The 17,531-nt window shown below is 65.7% G+C and carries 13 protein-coding genes and 7 pseudogenes; 14 read left to right on the top strand and 6 right to left on the bottom strand.

All coding sequences use genetic code 11. The features are described from left to right. The first annotated feature begins 22 nt into the window (after positions 1-22). The 5 genes and pseudogenes from KPB06_RS03120 to KPB06_RS03100 all read left to right on the top strand — a co-directional run. Complete coding sequence (locus tag KPB06_RS03120; RefSeq protein WP_153260042.1) at positions 23-160, top strand: hypothetical protein; 138 nt, start codon at positions 23-25, stop codon at positions 158-160. A gap of 8 nt (positions 161-168) precedes the next feature. After that, entirely contained in the window at positions 169-1,062 is an 894-nt protein-coding gene (locus KPB06_RS03115) for a hypothetical protein (protein WP_027811104.1), read from the top strand. A 675-nt stretch (positions 1,063-1,737) separates the two neighbouring features. Further along, positions 1,738-2,222 (top strand): annotated as a pseudogene (locus tag KPB06_RS34470) (SOS response-associated peptidase family protein); the annotation flags it as partial. 81 nt (positions 2,223-2,303) lie between these two features. Beyond that, positions 2,304-3,329: an IS110 family RNA-guided transposase gene (locus KPB06_RS03105; protein ID WP_275920365.1), complete on the top strand. Its 1,026-nt coding sequence runs from the start codon at positions 2,304-2,306 to the stop codon at positions 3,327-3,329. 306 nt (positions 3,330-3,635) lie between these two features. Beyond that, a pseudogene (locus KPB06_RS03100) lies at positions 3,636-3,749 on the top strand (transposase); the annotation flags it as partial. Positions 3,750-3,849: 100 nt separating this feature from the next. Here the strand turns inward: KPB06_RS03100 and KPB06_RS03095 are convergent. The 4 genes and pseudogenes from KPB06_RS03095 to KPB06_RS03080 form a co-directional block, all read right to left on the bottom strand. Then, positions 3,850-5,127, bottom strand: a complete 1,278-nt coding sequence (locus KPB06_RS03095; protein ID WP_275920364.1) for an NAD(P)/FAD-dependent oxidoreductase — start codon at positions 5,125-5,127, stop codon at positions 3,850-3,852. A gap of 17 nt (positions 5,128-5,144) precedes the next feature. Further along, the gene (locus KPB06_RS34635) at positions 5,145-5,525 is read right to left on the bottom strand and encodes a hypothetical protein (RefSeq protein WP_476695703.1); all 381 of its coding nucleotides are present in this window, start codon (positions 5,523-5,525) and stop codon (positions 5,145-5,147) included. Between the two features lie 149 nt (positions 5,526-5,674). Beyond that, positions 5,675-6,113 (bottom strand): annotated as a pseudogene (locus tag KPB06_RS03085) (ABC transporter); the annotation flags it as partial. Next, positions 6,112-6,384 (bottom strand): annotated as a pseudogene (locus tag KPB06_RS03080) (helix-turn-helix domain-containing protein); the annotation flags it as partial. The pseudogenes KPB06_RS03080 and KPB06_RS03085, both read right to left, overlap by 2 nt. Here KPB06_RS03080 and KPB06_RS03075 point away from each other — a divergent pair. From KPB06_RS03075 to KPB06_RS03070, 3 pseudogenes are all read left to right on the top strand, one after another. Then, positions 6,338-6,604, top strand: a pseudogene (locus tag KPB06_RS03075) (transposase); the annotation flags it as partial. The pseudogenes KPB06_RS03080 and KPB06_RS03075 sit on opposite strands and share 47 nt — an antisense overlap. Beyond that, positions 6,600-6,694: pseudogene (locus KPB06_RS34465) on the top strand (IS3 family transposase); the annotation flags it as partial. The pseudogenes KPB06_RS03075 and KPB06_RS34465, both read left to right, overlap by 5 nt. 295 nt (positions 6,695-6,989) lie before the next feature. Further along, positions 6,990-7,375 (top strand): annotated as a pseudogene (locus KPB06_RS03070) (DDE-type integrase/transposase/recombinase); the annotation flags it as partial. 24 nt (positions 7,376-7,399) lie between these two features. Here the strand turns inward: KPB06_RS03070 and KPB06_RS03065 are convergent. Next, entirely contained in the window at positions 7,400-8,425 is a 1,026-nt protein-coding gene (locus tag KPB06_RS03065) for a LacI family DNA-binding transcriptional regulator (protein ID WP_275920363.1), read from the bottom strand. Between the two features lie 235 nt (positions 8,426-8,660). Between KPB06_RS03065 and KPB06_RS03060 the strand changes: the two genes are divergently transcribed. The 6 genes from KPB06_RS03060 (at position 8,661) to KPB06_RS03035 (ending at position 16,290) form a co-directional block, all read left to right on the top strand. After that, on the top strand, positions 8,661-9,815 hold the full coding sequence (locus KPB06_RS03060; RefSeq protein WP_275920362.1) for an ABC transporter ATP-binding protein: 1,155 nt from the start codon (positions 8,661-8,663) through the stop codon (positions 9,813-9,815). Between the two features lie 63 nt (positions 9,816-9,878). Further along, positions 9,879-11,117, top strand: coding sequence for an ABC transporter substrate-binding protein (locus KPB06_RS03055; RefSeq protein WP_124555438.1), 1,239 nt, complete (start codon positions 9,879-9,881; stop codon positions 11,115-11,117). 82 nt (positions 11,118-11,199) lie between these two features. Beyond that, the gene (locus tag KPB06_RS03050) at positions 11,200-12,117 is read left to right on the top strand and encodes a carbohydrate ABC transporter permease (protein ID WP_275920361.1); all 918 of its coding nucleotides are present in this window, start codon (positions 11,200-11,202) and stop codon (positions 12,115-12,117) included. An 11-nt stretch (positions 12,118-12,128) separates the two neighbouring features. After that, on the top strand, positions 12,129-12,980 hold the full coding sequence (locus KPB06_RS03045) for a carbohydrate ABC transporter permease (protein WP_124555436.1): 852 nt from the start codon (positions 12,129-12,131) through the stop codon (positions 12,978-12,980). A 36-nt stretch (positions 12,981-13,016) separates the two neighbouring features. After that, positions 13,017-14,987: a beta-galactosidase gene (locus tag KPB06_RS03040; protein ID WP_275920360.1), complete on the top strand. Its 1,971-nt coding sequence runs from the start codon at positions 13,017-13,019 to the stop codon at positions 14,985-14,987. 4 nt (positions 14,988-14,991) lie between these two features. Further along, a complete protein-coding gene (locus KPB06_RS03035; protein ID WP_275920359.1) occupies positions 14,992-16,290 on the top strand; it encodes a sugar efflux transporter in 1,299 nt (432 codons plus the stop codon). Positions 16,291-16,334: 44 nt separating this feature from the next. On the opposite strand, the gene KPB06_RS03030 is transcribed toward KPB06_RS03035, so the two are convergent. Then, positions 16,335-17,483, bottom strand: a complete 1,149-nt coding sequence (locus KPB06_RS03030) for a glycoside hydrolase family 53 protein (protein WP_275920358.1) — start codon at positions 17,481-17,483, stop codon at positions 16,335-16,337. Positions 17,484-17,531: the final 48 nt, after the last annotated feature.

Raw genomic sequence — 17,531 nt, 5'->3', positions numbered from 1 at the left:
ACTTAACGAATCAGCACATCAGATGATGATCCAGAACAACATTGGCCGTATTGTCGGTGAGGCATTGAAAACAGATGCAACGGCGCTGCCGCTCCGCCCCGTGGTAGCGGCTGGCGGCGACCCGGATATCCAAAATTCGAGGGTATCGGGTACGGACTGAACCAGCTCATGACTCGGCTGATTCCCGGTACGTCGCCGAATCTGGCGCACGCCCCGATGAATCCGACCTGTCCGGCCGCCAGCGACGACTGGATGGCCGCGCCTACGCACGCCCCCCGTCGACGCGCGTCGCTGCCCGAGCGCGTTTGGCCGGCGGATATTCCGTGTCCGGCGCCGGCGAACAGCCCCCGGCTGCTGCGCGAGTTGAAGTTGCGCCTCGGCCGATATCTCGAAACGCCGCAGGCCTGGTTGCCGGCCCTGAACGCTGCCAATGGAAGCCGCCGCCAGCAGCGCAGCGAGCGCCGTATAGCGTGCGTGCAACTGGTGCGAGCGCTCGTCAAATTTTGTGATGTCTCGACGTTACGTATTGCAGTGCCGGCGCAGAGCGGCTGGGTGGATTTCACCCTGCCCTACCTGGCCGAGCAGGCGGGTCTCTCGGTGCGCCGTGCCGAGCGCGCGCTGCGCGACCTGGTCACCGCACGGCTGGTGAAAAGCCGGCCGCAGTGCGAGGTGGCGGTCGGCGACGAAGGGCCGCGCTATCGTGGGCTTGCCGCCATTCGCTACGTGACGCCTGCACTGTTCGAACAATTCGGCCTGGGCAAGTGGCTGCGCCATGAGCGCACTCGCGCCCACCTGCGTGCGCAGCGCCGGCGTAATGCCGCGCGCAAGTCCGAGCGGAAGGCCCATGCCAGTGCCGGCCAGCTGCGCACTCTGCTCACCGACAAACTGGCCGCTGCTCAGGCCAAGGCCGTGGCTCGGAGCACGCGCTCCGACGACGATCGTCGTGCCGATCTCGAGCGCGCGATTATGATCCGCGCCGGCGAACTCAAAGATATCTACCCGGACTGGGACCGCGACCGGTGTTTCCGGGTCGCGCATAACCAGCTCGCCCCACCCGCCTAGCGTCCAAATATCGCTACCGCGAGGATGGCGCTTGCGCGGATCCGCCGTCGTGCCGTCTTCTGCCGGCATTTCGTGTCTCATTCGCTGGTTTGCGGCCTGGATTCTGACGCCGTGTCGCCGCCTGGCCGTTCGCAACTGTGGATAAGTGCATTTAACTGTCGGGACGGCTCGCCGTTAAGTGTCGGGGCTTAGTCAGAACCTATCTCTACCTATACCCCATATCGACCCGCGGCAATGCCGCGGTGTCACGCGGGCTCCGCCCGCTTCGCAGGAAACCCCCACGGGCTGCATGCGCTTTCCACCGGCAGGCCGTAAGCGCTACGGCGGCCGCTGGCCGCCGCACCGCTAACGGCGCGACAAAAGATTTCGGGGTGCGTCAAAGCCGCACCCCGAAATCAGCGCGCGCGCGTGCGCGCCCGACTGCCCGCAAGCGCGATCGACTATCCCCGGCAGCTTAGCTTTCAGAGAGGGGGCGATTTTGATACGCAACTAACGGTCGAGCAACTCGCCCCCGCCAACATTATCCTCCTGCCACTCCATGCCCCCGTGTCTACAAGAACGAGGCCTCCCCAACCCTACCGGAATCCGCACAACTCTGTTCGGCCCGTGCCTGAGCGCGATACTCTGTCGAAAGGGCAACGGTTATGGGAGACGGCGATGTGCTCCTAGGCAAAGATCCAGGCGAACTATCGAGAGTACGTCCGACGTTACGGCGCCGACATGGACATCGAGACGTTCCGCCGACTGTTTTTCGCGCGTGCGGTCGGGAGCGACATCAAGATCCCGAAAGCGGTCGACGCCGCGTTCGCTGGTGTTGACGAAGAGATCACTGCTGCGATCGCCGCGTATCGGAGTCAGTGGACACGGAAGCTCGAGACCGATCTGTTCAAGCAGCGAGCGAGGCTCGTCGCGCCGAGAAGGAGCTCGCCACGAAGATCACGAAGAAAGCCAGCGAGGACGTGCGGATCGCCACGAACAAGATCGATGCGGCAACGCGCGGGCTCGACGAGCTTCGCAGGCAGGACCTGCAGGAGCGTGATTCGCGGATCTTCCCCGGCTGGTACGCACCCGTGCTGATCGAACTAGGCGGCAAGCGCCTGGTCGTGCCGATGCGGTATCGATGCCGCATACCGGGCTGGACCGAAGCGGAAGAAAAACGAGCCTGTCAGATTTAATGAGATGGTCACTCCCACCCTACTTGCGAGTTACGCTGTAGGGTGTTTTGTTTCTGGAGACCCATCATGCAAAGCGTGACGCTGGTTGGAATCGATCTGGGCAAACACTCGTTTCACCTCCACGGTCAGGATCAGCTCGGTCGGGCGGTGTTTCGCAAGAAGGTAAGCCGCAAGCAGCTCGTCGAGTTTTTCGCCACCTTCCACGCGTGCACCGTCGTGATGGAAGCCTGTGCTGGTGCGCATTACATGGCCCGCAAACTGGCTGGTTTGGGGCACCAAGTCAAACTCATCTCGCCGCAATTCGTGCGGCCGTTCGTCAAGAGCAACAAGAACGATTTCGTGGACGCTGAGGCGATCTGCGAGGCGGCATCGCGCCCGGCCATGCGGTTCGTTACGCCAAAGACCGAATCACAGCAAACGCTATCAGCCTTGCATCGGGTGCGCGAATCGCTGATCCGCGACCGCACGAAGACGACCAACCAGATGCACGGTTTCCTGCTGGAATTTGGCATCAGCCTACCGGTTGGTCAGGCCGTTATCGCCGGTCTACCGGCAGTGCTTGCCGAGCATTCGTTGCCTGCACGCCTGATCTCGATCCTTGAGAGGCTACATGCGCACTTCAAGTACCTCAGCGAACAGATCGGTGAGATCGACAGGGAAATGGTCCGGCAGCTCGCTGACGACGACCTCGGTCAGCGCCTGCTGTCGATTCCCGGTGTCGGTCCTGTCACAGCGAGCGTGCTGGCGGCCGAGATGGGCGACGGCAAGCAGTACGCCTGCAGCCGGGACTTTGCTGCCTCCATCGGCCTGGTGCCTCGCCAGTACAGCACAGGGGGCCGGGCTAACCTGCTAGGCATCAGCAAGCGAGGTGACAAGAACATCCGGCGTCTGCTGGTGCAGTGCGCCAGAGCCTACATGCTGCGGCTCGAGCGGCAATCCGGCCGCTTGGCCGAGTGGGTTCGCGCCATGCTTGCACGCCGACATTCCAACGTGGTGGCCTGTGCGTTGGCCAACAAGCTGGCACGAACGGCCTGGGCTCTCGCTACCCGCCACACCACGTTCAATGCGGGAGTGGATCCGACGTCAAGCTGAGCGTCGGACTCCGCATACGTTTTACCGAAGTGCACCCACCTGGTTTTGCGATCGCTGAAATTTGATGACGTGAACGGCACACCGGCCTGACGGACAACCTGAACACTAAATTGGCTTCCGAAGCCGAAGATTTTTTCAGGATCGTCAGGCGCGACTCTCATCGTGGCGCGGGGAGCTATCTCCACAACGACGCCGGATAGATTTACGCAAGCCAATCCACAACATCAAAAATCAGCCTTGCAAAAACGGGAGTGACCATAGATTTAGTGTGCCGAGGTCATGAGACGATAACGGAACTAACGTCCTATGACCGATGCAACAGTGATCAAGAAGAGCAAGAACCCGAAGGCACCGAAGCTGTTTCCCGATGAGCTGATCGATCGGTTGCTTGACCAGGTTCAGGGCAAGGATGCCGAGTCTGACGACCGCGACCGGTCGCTGCCGTCGGGCTGCACCCAATCGCCGTCGATGAAAAAGCGATCGAGCCTTCCGGCTTGCATTAGGTGAACAACTGGGGAATTCATTGAAGAGTGTCCTTGAGTCGATACCAAGCGCCGACGAACGGCAAGAACCACGGTTTGCCGATGTGGCCCGGAATCGCGGGCCAGTCGAAAACTTTCCACGGGTTGAGGTCGGCGCGTCCGTCCATGATCTCGGCCATCAACGTGCCCATCAGCGTGGCCATGTGCGTGCCGTGGCCGCTATAGCCCATCGAGTAGTAAACGCCGTCGCGTTCGCCCGCGCGCGGCAGCCGGTTGGCCGTCATGTCGACCATCCCGCCCCAGCAGTAGTCGATGCGTACGTCGGCCAGCTCGGGAAACACGGCGGCCATCTGCTGCCGCAGGATCGCCCCGCTCTTCTCGTCCGAACGCGGATTCGACGCGGCAAACCGCGCGCGCCCGCCGAACAGCATCCGGTTGTCGGGCGTGACGCGAAAGAAATTCACGAAGTTCTTCGTGTCGGTAACCATCCGGCGCGTCGGCAGCAAGCGGTCGAGCAGGTCGTTCGGCAACGGCTCGGTGACGATGATGAACGCACCGACCGGCACGATCCGGCGGCGCACCCAGCCGAACGGCCCGACCTGCGAAATGCCGCTCGCGAGCAGCACCTGGCGCGCGCGGATCTCGCCGAGCGGCGTACGCACCGCGTATGCGCCGCCCGCTTGCCGCTGCAGGCCGAGCACCGGCGCATGCTCGAGAATATGCGCACCGCGAGCTTGCGCGGCGCTGGCGAGGCCGCGCACATAACGGCCGACATGCATGCCGGCGCTCTTGCCGAACAGCAGCCCGCCGTGATACCGGTTCGAGCCGACCTCGTCGCGCAGCTCCGCCTTCGTGAGCAGGCGCGTGTCGGGGTCCACGCTCGCCGCGAGCAGTGCCTGACTGCGCGCGAGCTTGTCGTAATGCTCGGGCTTCGCCGCGAGCTTCAGCTTGCCGCGGCGCACGAAATCGCAATCGATGGACTCTTCCCTGACCAGCCGCTCGACCGTGTCGACACCCGCGTCGAACGCGAGATAGAGCCGGTTGGCCAGTTCCGTGCCGATGCGCTGCGACAGCGACGCGTAATCCTGCGCGAAGCCGTTGTTGCACATGCCGCCGTTGCGTCCCGATGCCGCCTGCCCGACGGTGCCCGCCTCGCAGACGATCACGTGCGCGCCTTTCTTGGCCAGCGCCAGCGCGGCGGCCGAACCCGTAATGCCGCCGCCGACGACGACCACGTCGCAACTTCCGTCCGGCAGTTCCGGCGAACGGCTCACGAATGGCTGCGACGTATCGAGCCAATAGGAAACGAACCGCATCACACACTCCAATTCCGTCAGCGCCGGACCACCGCAAGTGGCGGCTGTTCACCGCATCGATGTCGCCGCTCGCCCGCGGCGCGCAACGCTGCGCATCGTCGACAGGCCGTCACCTCATTGCAAGTGACGGCGCCACCTTGGAAATCCACGACCTTGCCCCATGCCAAATCGATGAGCCGTCCCCGGGCCGGGCCACACCGCTCGAGCTGCGTCGCTGCCGCGTGTTCGTAAATGCGCGCCGCGGCGTGCACGGTCGCTTGCGCGAGCCACACGCCGAACTTGCCCATGTGCATCCGCGCGCCGTTGCGCTGCAGCAGCCCACCGTAGAAACCGTCGGACGCGATTTCATCGCCGATCCGCGACGTCTCTTGCTGCGATGACGATCGGCGACCGCTCAATGGGAATCATTTAATCACCGTCAAAAACCGCAGTTGCCGCGTATTCGCGCGCGGCACGCGTACACATTGCCGTTTTGCATGACCGCCGCGGCAGATTATGCGGCGTTCCGTCCGCCACGCCGCGCGATGAACGGTTCGCGCGCCGCGAACTACAGCTGCACCGGCGTAACGCCGGCCGGCGCTGGCTCCGCCCGGAAACGCGCGCGATCTTCCTCGCTGCGATGGCACAGCACCTGCGCACCGATCTGCACCAACGGCCGATGGCAGTGCGCGGCGGCGGCGTCGAGCCAGTTCGGGCGCGGAAGACACGAGCAGGTGCGAATACGGGTGGTAAGGCGGTGCGCACAGCGCATGGCGGCTGCCGATTTCGACGCGGCGGCCCGCGTACAGCACGACGATGTCGTCGCTGATCGCGAGGACCTTCGCGATGTCGTGCGTGATGAATACGCACGACACGCCGAGCTTCGCCTGCAGGTCGCGCATCAGCTCGATGATCGCGGCGCCGACTACTGTGTCGAGCGCCGACGTAACCTCGTCGCACATGATCAGGTCGGGGAGCTCGGCCGCCAGTGCGCGCGCGAGGTTCACCGGTGTACCCCATGGCCCGAATCTCGCGCAGCAGTCGCTTGACGCTCAGGTCGGGAAACTCGCGCACACGTTCGGTGACGTAGTGGACGAACGGATCGACCACGCACGGTCGCGGTGCGTGCGGACCGTAACGTGGCGCCTGAACGCCATTCCTGATGTATTTACGAACGGTCTTGCGGTCCATACCCAGTCGAGCGGCGATGGCCGAAATACTCAGCCCTTGCCGATGCAATTCTGCACAGGCGGTGGCGCGAAAGCTGGACGTCGACAGGGTGACGCTGTACGACTGGAAGAACCAGTTACTCGGCCGGGAGGCCGCTGCGCCCATGAAACGCAACAAGAGATCAAGCGCAGAGACGGATCGGGACGAACTGGAACGGCAGGTCGAACAGCTCCGGCGCGACATTCGCAATCTGCAGCTTGAACACGACCTGCTGAAGAAGGCGAATGAACTCCTAAAAAAAGACCTGGGCGTCGACCTGTCACGCCTACGTTCGCTGGTACAACCAGAAACGGATCAAGGGCTCCCTTGGCTACCTCAGCCCCATCGAGACCGTGAAAGCTTGGGCCTAACAACGTAATTCAGTCCAAGAAAAAAGCCGCATCCCCAGTGGTCAGTTCTGTGCGGACATCAATTTAATTTTTATCACAACAGCACGATTGCCCGCTAAAACTCGGGTGTCGCACGACGCGCGACAGGAACTTCCCGTGCTCTAGGAAGTTGACACCGATCTTCGCGACGCCGCGGCCGGTGACAACTTTAATTCGCGACGTGCAACCTCGCGAATTCATGACGGTTTCGCCCTTCATCGCCAGCACGAGGCGGCGAAGTGACATTTTTACTTCGCAAACAGTGACAACTTTAGTTTGGTCTACGGCAAGGTGGCCGTAGCGCGCAGCAATCAGCGATGGTGCTCCGATGGATTCGAGTTTCCCTGTGACAACGGCGAGCCGCTGCGCCTGACGTTTGCGCTGGACTGCTGCGACCGCGAGGCGATGACCTGGGCGGCCACGACGGCAGGCCACAGCGGTGACATCCTGCGCACGTGATGCTCGCTGCAGTGGAAAATCGGTTTGGCAACGAGTTGCATACGCCATCCGAAATCAAGTGGGTGAGCGACATCGGTTCGGGCTACACGGCTGACGATACGCGCCGGTTCGCAGCGGCCATCGGCCCCAAGCCATTGACCACGCCGGTGTGCAGCCCACAAAGTAACGGGATGGACGAGAGCTGCGTGAAGACGATGAAACACGACTACGTCAAGCAATCTTAGCTGTGTCCGGTATTACAGGGGCAACTCCACCTGCGCCACCCCCGTCGATTCCCGCACCACGAGCTCGGGCGCGCCGATCGTATGCACGGCCGCGGCCGGCTCGATCCCGTCGATCATGTCGAGCGTCAGCGCGATCGCCCGCGCGGCGATCTGCGCGGTCGGGAACCGCACCGTGGTCAGCGCGGGACGGAACTGGTGGGCGAGCTGGATATCGGTCATGCCGACTACCGACAGATCGGCCGGCACGCGCAGGCCGAGATCGGCGGCGGCCTGCATCGCGCCGATCGCCATCAGGTCGTTGGTCGCGAACAGCGCGGTGAGGCCAGGCTGCTGCCGCAGCAACGCGGCGGCCGCTTCGTAGCCGCCTTCGATCGAGTCGTGCGCCGATACGGTCGTCAGCGTATTCGCCGGGTGGCCGCGCGCCGCGAGTTCGTCGGCGAAACCGCGCAGCCGCACCGACTGCGGACCGCCCGACCCCTTGCCGACGAGCGCGCCGAACGCGCGATGTCGCAGCCCGGACAGATGCGCGGCCGCCAGCGCGCCCGCCGCCGCGAAATCGACGGTCACGCACGGCAGCGTACGCGACGCATGCACGTGTTCCCACATGCACAGCACGATCGATGCGCCGTGACGCGCGATGTCGGCGAGTTCCGCTTCGGCGAGATCGGTGTTCATCACGATCGCACCGGCCGCGAGCGTCCCCGCGATCCGCTCGAGGTAGTTGCGGGTGATCGCCGGATCGTCGTCGGTATTGGACACGAGCAGGTAATGGCCGCGCTTGCGCGCCTCGCGCTCGGCTGCCAGCACGAACTCCGGATAGAACGGGTTCGTGATGTTCGACAGCATCAGCGCGAGCGTCGACGTGCGGCCCTCGGCGAGCGCGCGCGCGGTCAGGTTCGGCCGGTAGCCGAGTTCGCGGATGGCCGCCATCACGCGTTCGACGGTCGCCGGCTTCACCTTCTGCGGATTGCGCAGCACGTTCGAGACGGTCGCCGCCGTGACGTTCGCGCGCTGCGCGACTTGCGCGAGCGTCACCATGCGCGGCCTCCGATCGGCCGGTTGGCGTGATGCAGCGGAAGTGAAGCGGGAGAGTGTCTGCTCATATTCTGGGAGTGCGTCCCACAAGTTGCACGGGGACAGCCGATACGCTAATTTCTCGACACATCAGAGGAAGGAGACGACATGGTACGGCGAAGCGGGCGAATCGCGCCATCAAAATTTAAGCGTTTAAATTTTCCGATCCGATGCGTGTAACCGGCAAGAGGAGAACGCGATGACCGCCATTTCAATGAAGGATGTCTCGAAGCGCTACGGCGACCATGCGCTGGTGTTGCGCGACGTGAACCTCGAGATCGCGTCGCACGAATTCTGCGTGTTTCTCGGCCCGTCGGGCTGCGGAAAATCCACGCTGTTGCGGATGATCGCCGGGCTCGAGGACGTGACCGACGGCGAGCTGCGGATCGGCGGCGCGCGGATGAACGACACGCCGCCCGCGGAGCGCGGCGTCGCGATGGTGTTCCAGAGCTATGCGCTGTTTCCGCACATGACCGTGTTCGACAACATCGGCTTCGGGCTGCGGATCGCCGGCACGCCGAAGGACGAGATCCGCCGCCGCGTGACCGAGGCCGCGCGCGTGCTGCAGCTTGAAGCACTGCTCGATCGCAAGCCGAAGGCGTTGTCCGGCGGGCAGCGGCAGCGCGTCGCGATCGGCCGCGCGATCGTGCGCGAGCCGCGCGTGTTCCTGTTCGACGAGCCGCTGTCGAATCTCGACGCGACGCTGCGCGGCCAGACGCGCGTCGAAATCGCGCGGCTGCACGCGCGCTTCACGCAGTCGAGTTCGGTCTACGTCACGCACGACCAGATCGAGGCGATGACGCTGGCCGACCGGATCGTGCTGCTGCATGCGGGCGACGACGTCGCGCGCTTCGGCAGCATCGCGCAGGCCGGTGCGCCGCTCGAGCTGTACCACCGGCCGGCCAACCGCTTCGTCGCGGGCTTCATCGGCTCGCCGCGGATGAACTTCCTGCCGGCCGTCGTCGACGCGGACGATGCGCACGGCTGCCGGCTGACGCTCGAAGGCACCGGCGAAACGCTGACGCTGCGCGATCGGCCGTTGCCGCGCCATATCGGCCGCGGCGCGCGCGTGACGCTCGGGATTCGTCCCGAGCACCTGATGCTCGCCGCGTCCGGCGATGCCGGCTTGCCGTCGATCGTGCGCGACATCGCGCTCGTCGAGCAGCTCGGCGAAGCCGCGTACGTGCATCTCGACCAGCCCGACGGTGCGCCGCTGCTCGCGAAACTGCCGGGGCAGGCCGCGTTGCGGCGCGGCGAGCGGCATGCGTTTCGCGTGCCGCCGTCGAGTTGCCATCTGTTCGACGAAGCCGGCATCGCGTTGCCGGCCCTTCACGCCGAAGCGGCGTTCGCGTAGCGGCGCCATGCCGACCGGCCGCGTGCGACGCGGCATTCAACATACCGACATAAGGAGACGACGATGAGACTTCGTGCGAGCCGACTGCTGCTTGCCCTGACGACTGCCGCGGCGTGCGCCGCGGGCACGGCCGACGCGGGCACGCTGAAAGTGAACGTTGCCGCGCGCGGCAACCAGCGCGCGACGTGGCAGGCCGCGTTCGACCAGTTCCACAAGGCGAATCCGGATATCGACCTGAAGGTCAGCTACGTCGGCGAGGAGGCGTACAAGGTGCAGATGTCCGGCTGGCTCGCGACCGATCCGCCGGACGTGCTGAGCTGGAACAACGGCGAACGGCTCGCGTACTTCGCGAAGCGCGGGCTGATCGAGGACCTGAGCGCGGACTGGCAGAAGAACGGCTGGAACGACACGTACGCGTCCGTCAAGCAGTCGTCGACCTACGGCGGCAAGCTCTACAGTTTGCCGCTCGGCTATGACGCGTACGGACTGTTCTATCGCAAGGACCTGTTCGAGAAGGCCGGCATTCACGGCGAGCCGGCCGACTGGCCGCAGTTTCTCGACGCGTGCCGCAAGCTGAAGGCGGCCGGCATCGCGCCGATCGCGGTGGCCGCGCGCGATGCATGGACGCTCGCCGCGTGGTTCGACTACCTCGACCTGCGGATCAACGGCTATACGTTCCACCAGAAGCTGATGGCCGGCGACGTCGCCTATACCGATCCGCGCGTGCGGGCCGTGTACGCGGCATGGAAGAAGCTGATCGACGACAAGTACTTCATCGACAACGCATTGTCCTACGACGTCGATTCGCTGAGCCCGCTGATCGTCAATGGCCAGGCCGCGATGACGCTGATGGGCACCTGGTATTCGGCAGGATTGCTGAGCGCGACGCGCAACCCGATCAGCTTCTTCCGCTTTCCGGTGATCGACGCGTCGGTGCCGCTTGCCGAGGACGGCCCGGTCAATGTGCTGATCGTCCCCGCGAAGGCGCACAACAAGGCCGATGCACGACGCTTCCTCGCGTTCATGGGGCAGCCGGCGGTCAGCGGCGAGTTCGCGAAGGGGATGGGGCAACTGCCGTCGAACAACAAGGCGCCGGAGCCGCAGGACCCGATCTCGAAGATCGGATTCCATACGCTCGCGACGACGCCGGGCGGCATCGCGCAGTTCTACGACCGCGACATGACGAAGGAAATGGCGGACGAGGGGATGAAGGCGATGCAGCAGTTCCTGTCCGATCCGACGCAGCTCGATGCGATCCTGCAGCGCCTCGAGCAGACCCGCAAGCGCATCTACCGGAAGTAATGCGCCGTGCGGCCGGGCCGGCGAGGATGTCGGCCCGGTGCTGCGTCGTCACCGTCACGTTCGTTTCATCGAAGGCCATCTCATGTCAACCAGCCTTTCCGAAAGCGCCGCGCGCCGCGATGCCGGCCCGCGGCGGCCCGCGCGCGCGTCGCTCGCGCGGCGGCGCAACCGCGCGGCCCTGTGGTTCGTGCTGCCGGGTTTCGCGCTCTTCACCGTGTTCGTGCTGTACCCGATCGTCAGCAGCATCTGGCTGAGCTTCCATCACTGGGACGGGATGACGCCGATGACGTTCGCCGGGCTCGACAACTATCGCGAGCTGCTGCAGTCCGACACGTTCACTGTCGCGCTGAAGAACAACGTGCTGTGGCTCGTGTTGTTCCTCGCCGCGCCGCCGCTCGGCCTCGCGCTCGCGCTGTACCTGAACCAGAACGTGTTCGGCATCCGGCTCGTGAAGTCGCTGTTCTTCGCGCCGTTCGTGCTGCCGGGCGTCGTGGTCGGCCTCGTGTTCTCGTGGTTCTACGACCCGACGTTCGGGCTGCTGAAGTTGATCGTCGGGCACGGGATCCCGGTGCTCGGCGATCCGCGCTATGCGACGTACGGTGTGATCGCCGCCGCGCTGTGGCTGCAGATTCCGTTCTGCATGATTCTCTATCTGACCGGGCTGACGGGCATCAACAGCGAAATCGTTGAGGCCGCGCGGATGGAAGGCGCGCGCGGCTTCACGCTGCTGTGGCACGTGATCCTGCCGCAACTGCGGCCCGCGACGTTCATGGCGGTCGTCTTGACCGTGATCGGCGCGCTGCGCAGCTTCGACCTGATCTCGGTGATGACGGGCGGCGGCCCGTTCGACAGCTCGACCGTGCTCGCTTACTTCATGGTCGACCAGGCGATCAAGTACTACCGCGAAGGCTATTCGGCCGCGATCGCCGTCGTGCTGTTCGCGATCATGCTCGTCTATATCGTGTGGCAGCTGCGCAAGCTGGTGCGCGTCGAATCGTAAGGATCGCCAACATGTACCCGATGCCCGTGTCCCGTTGGGGACGTCCCGCCCGCCTGCTTTACCGGTTGTCGCTGCCGTGCGCGCTCGCGCTGTGGCTCGTGCCGCTGCTCGCGGTGCTCGTCACGTCGATCCGCTCGACCGACGAGATCATCGCCGGTCATTACTGGAGCTGGCCGAAGCAGTTCGCGCTCGTCGACAACTACGGCGCCGCGCTCACGCAGACGCCGATGCTGCATTACTTCGCGAACAGCCTCCTGATCACGGTGCCGTCGGTGGCCGCGTCGATCCTGCTCGCGTCGCTCGCCGGGCATGCACTGGCCAACTACCGGTTCCGCGGCAATCTCGTGCTGCTCGGGCTGTTCGTCGCCGGCAACTTTGTGCCGATCCAGATCCTGATGATCCCGGTGCGGCAGATCATGCTCGCCGTCGGCCTGTACAACACCGTGTGGGCGCTCGCGCTGTTCCACACCGCGTTCCAGACCGGCTTCTGCACGCTGTTCCTGCGCAACTTCATCCGCGAGCTGCCGTTCGAGCTGATCGAGGCCGCGCGCGTCGAAGGCGCGTCCGAGTGGGCGATCTACTGGCGCGTCGTGCTGCCGCTCGTGCGGCCCGCGCTCGCGGCGCTCGCGATCCTCGTGTTCACGTTCGTGTGGAACGACTACTTCTGGGCACTGTGCCTCACGCAAGGCGACGACGCGGCGCCGATCACCGTCGGCGTCGCCGCGCTCAAAGGGCAGTGGACGACCGCCTGGAACATCGTGTCGGCAGGCTCCGTGCTCGCCGCGCTGCCGTCGGTCGCGATGTTCTTCGCGATGCAGAAGCACTTCGTCGCGGGGCTCACGTTCGGCGCGACGAAGGGCTGATCCGTCCCATCCTCTTTCTTCAGCAAGGAATCCACGATGCACCTCGGCGTTTGCTACTACCCCGAACACTGGCCGCGCGAACAATGGGAGCGCGACGCACAGCGCATGGCCGAACTGGGTCTGACGCGCGTGCGGATCGCCGAATTCGCGTGGAGCCGGATGGAGCCGGCGCCCGGCCGCTACGACTGGGCGTGGCTCGACGAAGCGATCGACACGCTTGCCGGCCAGCAGTTGAAGATCGTGCTCGGCACGCCGACGGCCGCGCCGCCGAAGTGGCTCGTCGATCGTCATCCGGAGATTCTGCCGGTGGGCGCGGACGGGGCGGTGTGGCAGTTCGGCTCGCGCCGCCATTACGACATCGCGAGCCCCGTGTATCGCGAGCACTGCGTGCGCATCGCCGACGCGATGGCGCGGCGCTACGGCGCACACCCTGCCGTGATCGCGTGGCAGACCGACAACGAACTCGGCTGTCACAACACGTTGCCGAGCTATACGCGGGCGGCGCTCGAAGGGTTTCGCACGTGGCTCGCCGCGCGCTACGGCGACATCGGCACGCTGAACCGCGCGTGGGGCAACGTGTTCTGGAGCATGGAATATCGCGGCTTCGACGAGATCGAACTGCCGCGTCATACGCCGACCGACGCGAATCCCGCACACCTGCTCGACTTCCGGCGCTATCAGTCGGACGAGGTCGCGCGGTTTCATGCCGCGCAGGTCGACGCGATCCGTCCGCACGCGCCGGGCCGCGACGTGCTGCACAACTTCATGGGCTTTTTTACCGAGTTCGATCACTATGCGTTCGCGCATGGCGGCCTCGACGTTGCCGCGTGGGACAGCTACCCGGTGCCGCGCACCGAAGTGCTGCCGCTCGATGAAGCGGACAAGGGACGCTGGGCACGTACTGGCCACCCGGACGTGTCGGCGTTCTCGCACGACCTGTATCGCGGCGTCGGCAACGGGCGGATGTGGGTGATGGAGCAACAGGCGGGGCCCGTGAACTGGGGGCCGTACAACCCGGTGCCGCATGCCGGTGCGGTGCGGTTGTGGACGTGGGAAGCGTTCGCGCATGGCGCGGAACTCGTGTCGTATTTCCGCTGGCGACAGTATCCGTATGCGCAGGAGCAACTGCACTCGGGGCTGAATGCGCCGGACGACCGGCTGTCGCCGGGCGGCCACGAAGTGGCGCGCGTCGCACGCGAACTGGCCGCGCTGGATATCGGGCTCGTCACCGGCACGCACGAGCCCGCACGCGTCGCGCTGCTGTTCGATTACGCGGCCGACTGGATGATCCGGATTCAGCCGCACGGCGCCGACTTCGACTACCAGCAGCATGCGTTCGACTGGTATCGCGCGTTGCGCGAACTGGGGCTCGACGTCGACGTCGTCGCTGCCGATGCCGACGTGTCGCGTTATGCACTCGTCGTCGCGCCGACGCTGCCGGTTGTGCCGGATCGTGTCGTCGAGCAGGCGGCGTGCGGAGACGCGCACTGGCTGTTCGGGCCGCGCACGGGCTCGCGCACGGCGGAATTCGCAATCGCGCCGGGCCTCGCACCCGGCAAGCTGCGCGACGTGCTGCCGGTGCGAATCGGCCAGGTCGAGTCGCTGCGGCCGTCGCTCACACCGCGCGTCGCGTTCGACGGTATCGATGGCCATGCGCTGAAATGGCGCGATCACGTCGATATGGAATCGGCGACCGGCATCAACGTGCTTGCTGCCTGCGACGACGGCGTGCCCGCGCTCGTGCGGCGCGGCCGCGTGACGATGGCAACCGCCTGCTTCGACCACGCGCTGTTGCGTGCGGTCGTCGCGCGCTGCGCGCGCGACACCGGACTGCCGGTCCGCGCGTTGCCGGATGGCGTGCGCTTGCGCCGGCGCGGGCGCCTCGTGTTCGCGCTCAACTATGGCGACGCGCCATGCACGCTGCCTGCGCCGGACAGTGCGCGCTTCGTGCTCGGCGGCCCCGAACTCGGCGCGGTCGACGTCGCCGCATGGGTCGAGCCGAACTGACGCGATGCAGTCGCCGCGGTTGCTACAGTCGCATTTCGCGCGCCTCGCCGGGATCGCGCATTTCTTGCCGCTGTCCGCGGCCGCGCTGATGCTCGGTGTCGCGATGTCCTTTACGGCGCCGTACCTGTCGCTGTTCGGCGTGGAGGCGGCGGGGATGTCGCCATTTCTCGCGGGCATCTTCATGACGCTGATCGCGGCGAGCGGTGTCGTCGCGAGCACGTGGGCCGGGCGCTGGTCGGATCGCCGCGACCGGCACCGGCCGTTGCTCGTCGTCTCGCTCGCGGCGGCCGCGCTCGGTTTCGCGCTGCTATGCGTGCTGCGTGCGCACGGGCCGGTGATCGCAGCCGGCACGATCCTGCTCGGTGCAGGGGCCGTGTCGCTGTCGCAGATCTTCGCGTTCGCGCGCGCGGTGCTGCCGGTCGACGACAATGCGCAGCGCGATCTCGCGTCGGCGGCGCTGCGCACGATGCTGTCGGTTGCATGGGTGTTCGGTCCCGCGCTCGGCGCGCTGATCCTCGCGCAGACGGGTTTTGTCGGGCTTTTTCTCGCTGCTTCAGCGGGCTTCGTCGCATGCGCGGCGATCATCGCGCGGATTCCGGAGCCCGCGCGGCGGCCGGCGGCGGCTCATGTACGCGCAGTGAGCCATGCTGCGCCGCTGTCCGCCGAGGCACCGGCGGAGATCGTCGTTGCACCGCGCGCAAGCGTGCGGCGCACCCTCGTCGCGCTCACGCTGATGGGGCTCGCGGCGAACGCGACGATGATCGTGCTGCCGCTGTACATCGTGCGTGGGCTCGGCGGATCGCCGGGCAACGTGTCGGCCGCGCTGGGTCTCGCCGCGTTGCTCGAGATCCCGATGATGCTTTGGCTCGGCATTTGGTCGACGCGGCTCGACAAGGCGCGCTGGCTGACAGCGTGCGCGGCCGTGCATGCGGCGTATTTCATCGGACTCGCGGCGGTGACGCGGGTGGACATGATCCTCCCGCTACAACTGCTGAGCGCTTGCGTGGTCGCGATTACATCGTGCCTCGGCATGACGCGCGTGTGCGACCTGATGCCGACGCGTCCGGGCACCGCGACCGCGATGTTCTTCAGCACCGCGCGCGTCGGCTCGATCGCATCGGGCGTGCTGTCGGGCGCGTGCGTCGACCTGTTCGGTTATCGCGCGACGTGCGCGGGGTGCTGCGTGCTCGCGCTCGTCGCATTCGCACTGCTCGCGCAGGACGCGCACGGCGAACGGGGCGGTGCGAGTGGCGCAGGCGACACGACGGCATCTGCCCGACGCCGCTTCGATGCACCGCACTGACGCGTGATGCGTCGGTGCGGTGATGCGGTGACGACGCGAATGCGTCAGCGCTGGCGATACGCGTCGAGCGACGGCAGCGCGTGACCGTGGAAGTCGAACAACGTGTTGTTGTCCCATTGATCGCCGGCGCCGAGCTTCCAGCCGACACCCGGCGTTGGGATCCATTCCGGTTCCCACCAGAACACGCCCTTGCCGCGATTGCCCGGCACGCCCTTCACGATATCGACGACCGCCGCGAGGAACTGCGCCTGGCCGGCCGGCGACGGCGGGAACGCGGTCGAGCCGGTGTTCGTCATCGCGTTTGGTTCCGAGTCGCCGTCACTGGTGGTCCACGGATACGCGGTCTCGACGATGATCAGTTCTTTGTCGTATCGCACCGCGAGGTCGTTCGCATTGTTGCGCAGGTCGTCGAGCGAGCCTTGCCACTGCGGGTAGTACGACAGGCCGATCATGTCGAACGCGACACCGCGCTGCGTCGCGCTGTCGAACCACCAGCGGCTTTTCGCGTTGTCGCCGCCGCTGTCGATGTGCAGCATCACCTTGATGCGCGGATCGATGGCCTTCACCGCATCGCGGCCCGTCTTCAGCAACTGCGCGAGGTTGTCCCACTGGTCGTAGCGGCCGAGCGGCCACAGCATGCCGCCCGTGATCTCGTTGCCGATCTGCGCCCACTCTGGCCGCACGCCGGCGCGCTGCAGTTGGCGCAGCACGTCGGTCGTATAGGCCGAGAGCAGCGCGCACGTGTCGGCGAGATTCTTGCCGGCCCACGCATGCGGCGGGTATTGCTTGCCGGGGTCGGCCCACCAGTCGCTGTAGTGGAAATCGATCAGGATACGCATCCCGAGCGCCGCCGCACGCTTCGCGAGTGCGACGACATGGGCCGCGTTGTTGTAGCCGGCCGCATCACTCTGGTTGGCCGGGAAGAATGCCGGATTGCCGGGATCGTTCCATACCTTGATGCGGATCGAATCGACACCGTGCGCGCGCAGAATCTTCAGGCAATCGGTCGCGCGGCCGCGGTCGAAGTACTGCGCGCCGTGCGCCTCGAGCTCAGGCAGCGTCGACACGTCGGCGCCCATCGCGAACGGGATGCCACCCGCCGCGCGCGCGATGGCCGGCAGCGCGCCGGCCAGGTCGACGCATGCGAGCGCCGCGGTCGAGACACTCCAGCGCAACATCGATCGTCTGTTCATCGTCATCCTCCAGTGTCGGACCCGGTCGATCGATCGCACGATCGCGGG

It is taken from the genome of Burkholderia semiarida (assembly GCF_029268935.1).
Classification (GTDB): Bacteria; Pseudomonadota; Gammaproteobacteria; order Burkholderiales; family Burkholderiaceae; genus Burkholderia; species Burkholderia semiarida.
Note: the sequence above shows the minus strand (reverse complement) of the source record. Positions and strands in the feature narration are given on the sequence as shown.

Bases quoted from the DNA above. Each gene is read 5' to 3' on its own strand.
- KPB06_RS03095 (WP_275920364.1), bottom strand. From the start codon at position 5,127: ATGCGGTTCGTTTCCTATTGGCTCGATACGTCGCAGCCATTCGTGAGC.
- KPB06_RS03030 (WP_275920358.1), bottom strand. From the start codon at position 17,483: ATGAACAGACGATCGATGTTGCGCTGGAGTGTCTCGACCGCGGCGCTC.
- KPB06_RS03035 (WP_275920359.1), top strand. From the start codon at position 14,992: ATGCAGTCGCCGCGGTTGCTACAGTCGCATTTCGCGCGCCTCGCCGGG.
- KPB06_RS03105 (WP_275920365.1), top strand. From the start codon at position 2,304: ATGCAAAGCGTGACGCTGGTTGGAATCGATCTGGGCAAACACTCGTTT.
- KPB06_RS03120 (WP_153260042.1), top strand. From the start codon at position 23: ATGATGATCCAGAACAACATTGGCCGTATTGTCGGTGAGGCATTGAAA.
- KPB06_RS03050 (WP_275920361.1), top strand. From the start codon at position 11,200: ATGTCAACCAGCCTTTCCGAAAGCGCCGCGCGCCGCGATGCCGGCCCG.
- KPB06_RS03065 (WP_275920363.1), bottom strand. From the start codon at position 8,425: ATGGTGACGCTCGCGCAAGTCGCGCAGCGCGCGAACGTCACGGCGGCG.
- KPB06_RS03055 (WP_124555438.1), top strand. From the start codon at position 9,879: ATGAGACTTCGTGCGAGCCGACTGCTGCTTGCCCTGACGACTGCCGCG.
- KPB06_RS03115 (WP_027811104.1), top strand. From the start codon at position 169: ATGACTCGGCTGATTCCCGGTACGTCGCCGAATCTGGCGCACGCCCCG.
- KPB06_RS03040 (WP_275920360.1), top strand. From the start codon at position 13,017: ATGCACCTCGGCGTTTGCTACTACCCCGAACACTGGCCGCGCGAACAA.
- KPB06_RS03045 (WP_124555436.1), top strand. From the start codon at position 12,129: ATGTACCCGATGCCCGTGTCCCGTTGGGGACGTCCCGCCCGCCTGCTT.
- KPB06_RS03060 (WP_275920362.1), top strand. From the start codon at position 8,661: ATGACCGCCATTTCAATGAAGGATGTCTCGAAGCGCTACGGCGACCAT.